Source organism: Dethiobacter alkaliphilus AHT 1 (genome assembly GCF_000174415.1).
Classification (GTDB): Bacteria; Bacillota; Dethiobacteria; order Dethiobacterales; family Dethiobacteraceae; genus Dethiobacter; species Dethiobacter alkaliphilus.
The window spans coordinates 1-9,923 of record NZ_ACJM01000031.1; the positions used below are offsets into that span (position 1 = coordinate 1).

The 9,923-nt window shown below is 50.5% G+C and carries 9 protein-coding genes, 1 tRNA gene and 2 rRNA genes; 11 read left to right on the forward strand and 1 reads right to left on the reverse strand.

Annotated features, from left to right (window positions below; all coding sequences use genetic code 11):
* The 4 genes from DEALDRAFT_RS17110 to DEALDRAFT_RS15550 all read left to right on the forward strand — a co-directional run.
* Positions 1–765: ribosomal RNA gene (locus tag DEALDRAFT_RS17110) — 23S ribosomal RNA — on the forward strand; the annotation flags it as partial.
* 148 nt (positions 766–913) lie between these two features.
* Positions 914–1,030: ribosomal RNA gene (gene rrf / locus DEALDRAFT_RS15540) — 5S ribosomal RNA — on the forward strand.
* 55 nt (positions 1,031–1,085) lie between these two features.
* Positions 1,086–1,160: transfer RNA gene (locus tag DEALDRAFT_RS15545), tRNA-Asn, on the forward strand.
* Positions 1,161–1,514: 354 nt separating this feature from the next.
* Positions 1,515–2,126: a nitroreductase family protein gene (locus DEALDRAFT_RS15550; RefSeq protein ID WP_008519279.1), complete on the forward strand. Its 612-nt coding sequence runs from the start codon at positions 1,515–1,517 to the stop codon at positions 2,124–2,126.
* A 136-nt stretch (positions 2,127–2,262) separates the two neighbouring features.
* Here the strand turns inward: DEALDRAFT_RS15550 and DEALDRAFT_RS15555 are convergent, their stop codons facing one another.
* On the reverse strand, positions 2,263–3,240 hold the full coding sequence (locus DEALDRAFT_RS15555) for an NAD(P)H-dependent flavin oxidoreductase (RefSeq protein ID WP_040379337.1): 978 nt from the start codon (positions 3,238–3,240) through the stop codon (positions 2,263–2,265).
* Positions 3,241–3,507: 267 nt separating this feature from the next.
* Between DEALDRAFT_RS15555 and DEALDRAFT_RS15560 the strand changes: the two genes are divergently transcribed.
* From DEALDRAFT_RS15560 to trxA, 7 genes are all read left to right on the forward strand, one after another.
* A complete protein-coding gene (locus tag DEALDRAFT_RS15560; protein WP_008519282.1) occupies positions 3,508–4,338 on the forward strand; it encodes a protease complex subunit PrcB family protein in 831 nt (276 codons plus the stop codon).
* Positions 4,339–4,395: 57 nt separating this feature from the next.
* Positions 4,396–4,911 (forward strand): transcription repressor NadR, encoded by a 516-nt coding sequence (locus DEALDRAFT_RS15565; protein WP_008519284.1) that lies wholly within the window; start codon positions 4,396–4,398, stop codon positions 4,909–4,911.
* A gap of 103 nt (positions 4,912–5,014) precedes the next feature.
* Positions 5,015–5,929: a quinolinate synthase NadA gene (nadA, locus tag DEALDRAFT_RS15570; protein ID WP_008519286.1), complete on the forward strand. Its 915-nt coding sequence runs from the start codon at positions 5,015–5,017 to the stop codon at positions 5,927–5,929.
* Positions 5,930–6,004: 75 nt separating this feature from the next.
* Complete coding sequence (gene nadB, locus DEALDRAFT_RS15575) at positions 6,005–7,582, forward strand: L-aspartate oxidase (protein ID WP_008519288.1); 1,578 nt, start codon at positions 6,005–6,007, stop codon at positions 7,580–7,582.
* Complete coding sequence (gene nadC / locus DEALDRAFT_RS15580; RefSeq protein WP_008519290.1) at positions 7,563–8,393, forward strand: carboxylating nicotinate-nucleotide diphosphorylase; 831 nt, start codon at positions 7,563–7,565, stop codon at positions 8,391–8,393. Before nadB ends, nadC begins: the two co-directional genes overlap by 20 nt.
* Positions 8,394–8,585: 192 nt before the next feature.
* Positions 8,586–9,542 carry a thioredoxin-disulfide reductase gene (gene trxB / locus DEALDRAFT_RS15585; protein ID WP_008519293.1) on the forward strand — a complete coding sequence of 319 codons (957 nt, stop codon included), beginning with the start codon at positions 8,586–8,588 and terminating at the stop codon, positions 9,540–9,542.
* Complete coding sequence (gene trxA, locus DEALDRAFT_RS15590; RefSeq protein WP_008519295.1) at positions 9,535–9,864, forward strand: thioredoxin; 330 nt, start codon at positions 9,535–9,537, stop codon at positions 9,862–9,864. Before trxB ends, trxA begins: the two co-directional genes overlap by 8 nt.
* Positions 9,865–9,923: the final 59 nt, after the last annotated feature.

Sequence of the window (9,923 nt, forward strand, 5' to 3'; positions counted from 1 at the left end):
CAGCCCTCGGGTGGGAGGTCAACCCCGTGGGGATACCCACCCTTTTCATAAGCGAAATTTCTACCCGCGAGCAGTTATTCCGGTTCCGGGACAGTGTCAGGTGGGCAGTTGACTGGGGCGGTCGCCTCCCAAAGAGTAACGGAGGCGCTCAAAGGTTTCCTCAGCGCGGTCGGGAATCGCGCGTAGAGTGTAAAGGCAGAAGGAAGCTTCACTGCGACACCGACGGGTGGAGCAGGGACGAAAGTCGGACTTAGTGATCCGGCGGTGCTGCGTGGCAGGGCCGTCGCTCAACGGATAAAAGCTACCCCGGGGATAACAGGCTTATCTCCCCCAAGAGTCCACATCGACGGGGAGGTTTGGCACCTCGATGTCGGCTCATCGCATCCTGGGGCTGTATTAGGTCCCAAGGGTTTGGCTGTTCGCCAATTAAAGCGGTACGTGAGCTGGGTTCAGAACGTCGTGAGACAGTTCGGTCCCTATCTGTCATGGGCGTAGGAAAATTGAAGAGAGCTGTCCCTAGTACGAGAGGACCGGGATGGACAGACCTCTGGTGTACCAGTTGTCCTGCCAAGGGCACTGCTGGGTAGCTATGTCTGGACGGGATAAGCGCTGAAAGCATCTAAGCGCGAAGCCCCCTCTAAGATAAGTTTTCCCGCTCGGTTAACGAGGTAAGACCCCAGAGAGATGATCTGGTTGATAGGCCGGAGGTGTAATGGCAGCAATGTCTTAAGCTGACCGGTACTAATAGGTCGAGGACTTAACCTTAATTTGTACTGTATTTTAATAAATCACTTTTCATTTGAAAAGTGGCTAAGGAATACAGTACCGAAATGCGTGATTAAGGAAACTGAAAAGGCACGCATTTCTGGTGAATAACTCTTTAACATATCGCTGTTCAGTTTTGAGAGAACTTTCTGGTGGAAATAGCGGAGGGGTCACACCCGTTCCCATTCCGAACACGGACGTTAAGTCCTCCAGCGCCGATGGTACTTGGGACGCGAGTCCCTGGGAGAGTAGGTCTCTGCCAGATCCTTATTTAACCCCCGAATCCGAGGACGCTATAAAGCCCTTGGATTCGGCTGTATTCCTCGATAGCTCAATGGTAGAGCAATCGGCTGTTAACCGATAGGTTGTAGGTTCGAGTCCTACTCGGGGAGCCAAATAATGCCCTGCACAAAACGTGCAGGGCATTATTGGCGTTTAGGGCAATATTACATTCCTTCGCCAGTTATTTAACCGATAGGGGTTTGGCGACTGCTACACAACGTGCTGACTCGTTGTTGTATTCAACACTCTGGTGGTAGTGTCATTATCATTATTTGGCTACATTAACTCCGTTCGCGCTGCTCACTGGGTTAGGCCCAGGTTCGAGTCCTACTCGGGGGAGCCATAAAAAGCCTTGCACAACTGTGCAAGGCTTTTTTTGGTCCTTTGATTAAGGTTACTCCAATTTCGATTTTATTTTATGTTTGTGTTATACTGCAATTATGCTGGAATTGAGAGGAGTGCAATAGTTGGAACTAAAAGCGGCAATTGAAAAGCAACGGAGTATTCGTAAATTTAAAGAGGATAAGCTGCCGGGTGAAACCATTGTGGAATTGTTGGAAGCTGCGCGTCAGGCGCCGTCAGGGACAAACCTTCAGCCCTGGCGCTTTATGGCTGTTACCAGCCAGGAGAAGAGAGAGCGGTTAGCCAAATGTACGTATAATGTAAACTTCATTGCGCAGGCGCCCCTGATAATGGTCTGCTGTGTGGATAAGAGCTCTGTGGACACCAAGGGGCAGAGGGTTAAAGAATTACGGGAAAGCGGGGCATTTGCAGGCACTGATTTGGAGAAGATGACCGGCAAGGATTACGCTAAAAAAAGACCGCGGGATGATGCGGCAAACCTTGCGTATCTTAGTCTCAATGCGGCTATTGCTATTGAGCACATGGTATTAAGAGCCGTTGATTTGGGGCTTGGCAGCTGCTGGGTAATGTTGTTTAGTCAGCGTCGTGTCAAAGAGCTGCTGGAGCTGCCTGAATCACTGCATGTGGTGGCGCTGCTGCCTGTTGGATATTCGGCGCAGGATCCAAAACCGCGGCCACGTCTGGCAATTGATGAGATTTATCTGGGAGAGGTTTAGGTGGCCGACTGGAGTGGGTCAGTTTGTCTGTTTAGTTATCCGTAGCTTTTAGTTTACGGGAAAAGCCCTGCACTTTATGGTGCAAGGCTTTTTTGCGTTGGTCTTGATATTATGACTTGAGGTTCTGGAAACGTGTTTATTGGGCCAAGGTGATGCGCGGGTTGTCGCCTTGAGCCTCTTCGTACTCAGCTATAAGTTGCTTCATAATTTGGCTGACGGGCAGGATTTCCTTGATTTTATGGAAGTACTCTCCGGAGAACACCAAGCCGTTTTCCACATCACCGTCAACCGCCTTTTCCAGAGCGTCGAGAATGCAGAAAGCATGGCTGCATTTTTTGAGACAGCTGTCGCAATTCTCCAGTGGGAGCTTTTTTTCAGCGGCCAACCGCTCAGTCAGTTGGTTGCGGAGGGCCCGGCCAGGGAGACCTACCGGACTATCAATGAGGACTGAATCCTCGGGGCGGCTGTTTAAATACAGGTCCTTAAATTTATCACTGGCTTCACATTCGGTGCTGGCCACAAAGCGTGTGGCCATTTGCACTCCATCGGCACCGTAATCCAGTGCTTTTTTTATATCATAGCCATCCATAATTCCTCCGGCGGCAATTACCGGAATCTTGACAGAACCGACAACTTCTTTGAGGAGGTCAAAGACGGATCTGTCGGTGCCCAGGTGTCCTCCCGCTTCCTTGCCTTCCACAATTACGGCGGCAGCTCCCATCTTCTCGGCCAGCTTAGCTACCCTTGCCGAGGAAACCATGGAGAGAACAGGAACGTTCATTTCTTTTCCCCAGGCAAAGATGTCGCGGGAGAAGCCTGCTCCGGAAACGATGAAATCTACACGTTCTTTCATGGCAGCTCTTACTAGTTGCGCAAACTGGCTAGCGGCAAAGAGGACGTTGACGCCGATTATGCCGGAAGTCAGTTCCCGGGCTTTGCGTATTTCTTCTTGCAGGGCTTGAACAGACAGGCCGGTACCGGCTATGACGCCTGCACCACCTTCATTAGCAACAGCAGCGGCTAGTTTGGCCGTGGATACCCGTACAGCCATGCCACCCTGAATAATGGGAATTTTCACTTTGAGGTTGCCGATATTAAGTTGGGGCAGCAAAATAACTCATTCCTCTCAAAAATTGATATCTGAACTGTATTAGCTACAGTTATAATTGATTATACACTATTCATTTACAAAATAAAACCTTTATATTGGGGAGGTTTTTTCGCTGGAAACAGTAGGTCGGTTCTGGCGGGATCGGTGGTCTTAGCGCCCGCTTCCATAATCGGCAAACCGGCAGGAAAGTAAAATATTCTTCCATTTTTGCTCTATTTGATGTAAAATAAACCATACTGGATGTAGAATCATGTCGGGAGGATAATTTGCATGCTCAGAAAACGACTTGTCTTGTTGTTAACACTTTTGTTGGGGATTGTACTGGTTACCGGATGCGCTGAAAACGGGGACATGTCCTCGCAGAATAATTCTTTAAATGGTAATGATGCTGTTGGCGAATATGAAAATGGTGAGAATAACGACGTGGACGAACCGGCTGCTGAAGAAATTATTGATGACTGGCTGGAATATTCACGCGGAATTTTTTTGGGCCAGTCCCGTGAGCTGGACGGTATGCAGTATCTCTTGGTTACCTACGGCCAAAAGGAATCCGACGGTTATAATGTGGAAATCATAGATGTGGACGTGGACGAAGAAGATGAAAAGGTCTATGTTGAAGTTAAGTTTACTGCTCCGGACGAGGATAAGGACGTTAATGCAGAGGAAACCTATCCTTATGCCTTGGAAATGATTGAGGCCACCGGCCTGCCGGTGGAATTTAAAGCGGTTGGGGACGAGGATTTTGTGCCGCAGCTTTTGGAAATTGATTATCTGCAACCCATTGCAGCTGGCTCGGCACACATTAAAGTGTTTTCTCCCGGCCCTGGTGAGCAGGTGGGGCATCGCTTTAAGGTAGAGGGTATTATTAATGAACATGAGGGAAATGTGCAGTATCGGCTGATGGATGGCAGCGGTACTGTGTTAATTAGCGGGGTAACAGGTATGAACGCTTCCCGGGACTGGAAATATTTTTCCCTGAATGTGGTGGTGGATTCGGAGGTTGTGGCAGAAGAGACGCTGTTAATGGAGATTAATACGCAAGGTGCTCAAAACGGTGATGTGCAGGATACTGTCAGGGTGGAGTTCGTTTTACAGGAATAAAAATTAGCCGGTGTTAAATGGCTCCGGCTTCGGTAAGTATTGTGTCGGGAGGTAGTGATGGAAGCGGAAAAAAGACGTGAGGAGTTGCTCAGGTCACTGCGGGAAGCAGAGAAACCGGTTACCGGCGGCGACCTGGCACAACGGTTTGGTGTAAGCCGACAGGTGATTGTGCAGGACATTGCTATTTTGCGTGCCGCCGGTGAGCAGATCCTGGCCACGCCTCAAGGGTATATGATACCTCTGAATCAGGCTGCGGCTGCTGTGCAGGCTGTTTTAGCCTGTCGACATACTCCCCAGGAGATTGAAGCGGAAATCGGCATTGTGGTTGATTTGGGAGGAAAGGTTTTGGATGTGGTGGTGGAGCATCCGGTATATGGAGAAATGCGCGGTAACTTGATGATCTCCAGCCGGCGCGACCTGAACCACTTTCTGGAACGGTTGGCAGTGACGGAGGCACGTCCTTTGGCCGAACTTACCGACGGTGTGCATCTGCATACCATTGAAGCCCCTGATAACGGGGTTTTGGAGGAGATTATCGCCGGCCTGCGCGCTGCTCATTTCCTTGTGGATTGATTGTGAAGAAAACCTTTTAACAGCCCTGCAATGTATTTACAGTTGACAAGACACCTCTCCCGTGGCATAATTGAGTGCAAATAAGGGAGAGGATGTTTTTTTTATGCGTGAACAAAATGCTCAGCTGACAGAAAAGATACTGAAATTAAAAGAAGAAAGAAATGCTGTGATTCTGGCGCATAATTATCAGATTGGTGAGGTACAGGATATCGCTGATTATGTGGGAGATTCTTTTGGGCTGAGCCGTGTGGCTGCAGATACCGATGCCGATGTCATCGTTTTTTGCGGTGTGCATTTTATGGCAGAAGGTGCTGCAATCCTGGCGCCGGAAAAGACCGTGCTTTTGCCGGAAATTCTGGCCGGCTGCCCTATGGCCGACATGGTAACGGCAGATGCCCTGCGCGAGAAAAAGAAAGAGCATCCCAATGCTACAGTGGTTACCTACGTTAATTCTTCTGCTGCTGTGAAGGCGGAAAGTGATGTTTGTGTCACTTCCTCCAACGCGCTCAACGTGGTAAATTCGCTGGATACCGAGGAAATTCTTTTTGTACCGGATATGAATCTGGGGAGCTTTATTGCCGACAGAACGGACAAGCGTATGATTATGTGGGAGGGGTACTGCATAACCCATCACCGTGTCCGGGCGGCAGATGTTGATGCGGCCCGTGAAAGGCATCCCGATGCTGTGGTAGTAGTTCACCCGGAATGCCGGCCTGAGGTGGTAAAGAAAGCAGACCATGCCTTCTCCACCGGCGGGATACTGAAATTTGCCCGGGAATCAGAACACAAGAAGCTGATTATTGGGACGGAAATGGGCCTGATTCACCGCCTGGAGAAAGAAAATCCCGAAAAGGAATTTTATCTGCTCCATCAAGGATTGGTTTGCCCCAATATGAAATACACCAACCTGGAGAAGGTTGCAGCTGCTCTGGAGAACATGCAGCCGGTGATTACCGTTGATGATGAAGTCAGGGAAGGGGCCCGCAGAGCATTGGAGCGTATGCTGGCCGTATCGTAAGCAAAGATTAACTTGATTTACCCTCCCGCTTTTTAAAAGCGGGAGTTTTATCATCAGGTTAGGGAGTGATGACCGATGGGTCACACAAAGAAAAGTCAAACAAGCGAATATGATATTATTGTGGTGGGCAGCGGCATTGCCGGGCTTTATGCAGCACTGAGCGCTGCGGAGTTTGCCCGTGTTTGCCTGGTAACTAAGGGAAAGCTACAGGATACCAACACTTGGCTTGCCCAGGGCGGTATTGCGGCGGCAGTTGGTGATGATGACAGTCCCCGCCAGCATCTAGAGGACACTCTGGCAGCGGGGGTAGACATCTGCGATCCGGCTGCTGTGGCCGTTATGGTGGAAGAAGGCCCCCGGCGTGTGGCAGAGCTTATGTCGCTGGGAACCCCCTTTGACAGAATAGACGGTTCACTGGCGCTGACCCGGGAAGGTGCTCATCACCATAACCGTGTACTGCACTGCGGCGGCGATGCCACCGGACGCCTCATTCAGGAAACCATGCAAAGTACCCTTCTAAAAAGTAAGTCGGTGACAATCCGCCAGCATGTATTTGTCACGGAACTGTTGCAGCACGAAGGAACGGTCTGTGGCATCCGTACTGTAACGGGGGAGGAAATTCGCGCCGGTGCGGTCATATTGGCAACCGGCGGTTTGGGACAGGTTTTTGCCCGGACAACCAATCCGGAGGTGGCCACCGGCGACGGTGTGGCCATGGCTTACCGGGCCGGGGCCCGGGTGGCGGATATGGAGTTTGTCCAGTTTCATCCCACCGTGTTCAGAGGCCGCTCAGAGCAGGAAACGTTCCTGATTTCCGAGGCTGTACGTGGCGAAGGAGCGGTTTTGCGTAATCATCGTGGTGAGCGTTTTATGGATGACTATCATCCCATGGCAGAATTGGGTCCCCGGGATGTGGTGGCCCGGGCAATTCTGCAGGAGATGAAGAAGGAGGACGGCGGCGACGTTTTTCTGGATATCACCCATAAAGGCCAGGCGTTTTTACAAAAGCGTTTCCCCACCATCTATCAAAAAGCCGGTGAGCGTGGCTTGAATATGGCCAAAGACTGGTTGCCCGTTTCTCCGGCGGCACATTATGCTATGGGCGGTGTGGTCACCGGCCTTAATGGCCAGACCAGTTTGCCCGGACTGTATGCCTGTGGGGAAGTAGCCTGCAGCGGAGTCCATGGCGCCAACAGGTTAGCCAGTAATTCGCTTTTGGAAGGACTGGTGTTTGCCTGGCGGGCTGTGCGGGATATAGAAAAACGGGGTGCCAACTCCCCGCAAAAGGTGCGATTTGCCCCGTGTAATAAGCAGGAAGCAAATTCTCTGCAAATAGCAGGAATACGGGAGCATGTGCGGCAGCGCATGTTTGCCGATGCCGGTGTATTGCGGGAAGGACGGCGCTTAGCCGAACTGGAAGCAGAACTGAAAAAAATTGGCACAACGGTGCCGCTAAGCGCCAATCAGGAGAGCCGTGAGCTTCATAATTTGCTTACCGTGGCGGGTTTAATTGTCAAAGGTGCCCTCTGGCGCAAAGAAAGCCGCGGTGGCCATTTCCGCAGCGACTACCCCTGCAAGAATGCAGACTTTGCCCGTTGTCACCGTCCGTTAAATGAAAAGGAGGATGGTACCTGTGCACCCATTGCAGTTTAAACATGCAGTCGATGCTGCTTTAACAGAAGATCTTTCTCTGGGGGACCGAACCACCGATAGTATTTTTACCGATGAAAAAGGAAGCGCCAAAATCATCTCCCGTGAAGAAGCGGTGGTGGCAGGACTGCCGGTAGCCGCCTATGTGTTTGCCCAGGTGGATGACGGTGTGGACTTTAAGCCTGCCTGCACTGACGGCGACCTGATAAAGCCCGGTGATGTTGTGGCCACCATTGACGGCTCTGTTGCTTCAATATTAAAGGGGGAGCGGACAGCCCTTAACTTCCTGCAGCGTATGTCGGGAGTGGCCACACTGACCCGGCAAGCCATACAGGAGGTAGTCGGAACCAAGGCACGTATTGTGGATACCCGCAAAACTACGCCGGGGCTGCGTGTTCTGGAAAAATATGCGGTGCGGGTAGGGGGCGGTGAAAATCACCGTTTTAACCTGGCCGACATGGTTATGATTAAGGATAACCATATTGAAGGAGCCGGTTCCATTACCGCTGCCGTTGAACGGGTGCGTAAGCATGTGGGATTTCCCGTTAAGATTGAGGTGGAGGCGGCCACGCTGCCCCAGGTGCAAGAAGCACTGGACTGTGGGGTGGATGTGATTATGCTTGATAATATGAACAGTGAGGATATGACTGCCGCCGTTGGGCTGGTAAACGGACGGGCTCTGGTGGAAGCATCCGGGGGAATTACTGCCGGACGCCTCGGCGAAGTGGCCCAAACCGGAGTGGATTTAATTTCACTGGGCTATCTGACCCACCGCTACCGGGCTCTGGACTTATCTTTAAAGCTAAATGTATAAAAGAGGTGTGGGCAAACGCCCATACCTCTTACTCTGTTAAGCGGAATTTAATATTCTCCCGGATGGTTTCTGTTAGAATGATTTTTAAGAGTTACTCAATTTCTTTCGTATTCTTGTCTTCCGTTGCCTGATGGTGCAGCATCTGGTAGAATGGATATATTCGCTGTGCTACATACGTTAGGAGGCAAGTTCATGACCCGTCAGGAAACTTTGTATGATTTGATTGTTCTCGGGGGTGGCCCTGCAGGGCTAACTGCAGCTATTTATGCGTCTCGCTCCCGAATGTCGGTACTTGTAATTGAGCATATGCTCTCCGGAGGGCAAATCGCTACCAGTGATATCGTGGAAAACTACCCCGGTTTTCCTGAAGGAATTAACGGCCTGGAGTTCGGTCAGCTTTTGGAAGAGCAGGCACGCAAATTTGGCACGGAAATGGCGTTGACCACCATTGAGCGGGTATCGCTTCAGGGTGATGTCAAAGAGGTACATACCACAGAGGGTGCATTTCGCGCCAAGACACTGTTGATTGCCACCGGTACCCGTTCCCGTCCCCTTGATGTTCCGGGCGAAAAAGAGTTGAAAGGAAAAGGCGTTTCTTACTGTGTAACGTGCGACGGCTCCTTTTACCATGACAAAGAAGTTGTGGTGGTGGGTGGTGGTGACTCCGCACTGGAAGAGGCACTGGTGATGACCAAGTTTGCGTCCAAAGTGTATCTGGTGCACCGCCGGGAAGAGTTACGGGGCATTGGCATTTTGCAGGACCGGGTTAAGGCTAACCCCAAAATTGAACTTATTTTAAATACTGTGGTGACAAAAATCAACGGTACAGACGGTGTTGAAAGTGTAACTTTGCATGATAAGGTGCAAAATAAAACATGGGACCTGGCCGTGGAAGGAATTTTCCTTTATGTGGGATTGTTGCCCAATACAGAATTTTTAGGGGATGAACTGCCGCAAAGCAAACATGGGTACCTGCTAACCAATGAAGACATGGAAACGTCGGTTCCCGGGGTGTACGCAGCCGGAGATCTCAGGGAAAAATCTTTGCGCCAGGTGGTTACTGCAGTCTCCGACGGCGCCATCGCCGCTGTCAATGCCGCGCATTATTTGGATGAACTAAAAGAAAGGGAGGCAAACAAAAGTGAGTGATTATGTATTGGAAGTCAGTGATGCCAACTTTGCAGATGAGGTACTTAAGGCCAACGTACCGGTAGTGGTGGATTTCTGGGCTGCCTGGTGTGGGCCCTGCCGGATGATGGCTCCTGTATTGGAAGAGGTAGCCCGTGACATGGACGGTAAAGTAAAGATTGTCAAGGTCAACGTGGATAAGAACAGAACCACCGCCGGCAATTACAAAATTATGAGCATTCCTACACTGATGTTTTTTAAAGGCGGAGAATCTGTAGATACTCAGGTAGGCTTTGTGCCCAAGGAACAGCTGAAAAAGAAAATTGATGAACTCTTAGGATAGAGAGTTTGAAAAAGTCTGTACCGAAAGGTATAGACTTTTTTTTTGGCTTCAGACTAATC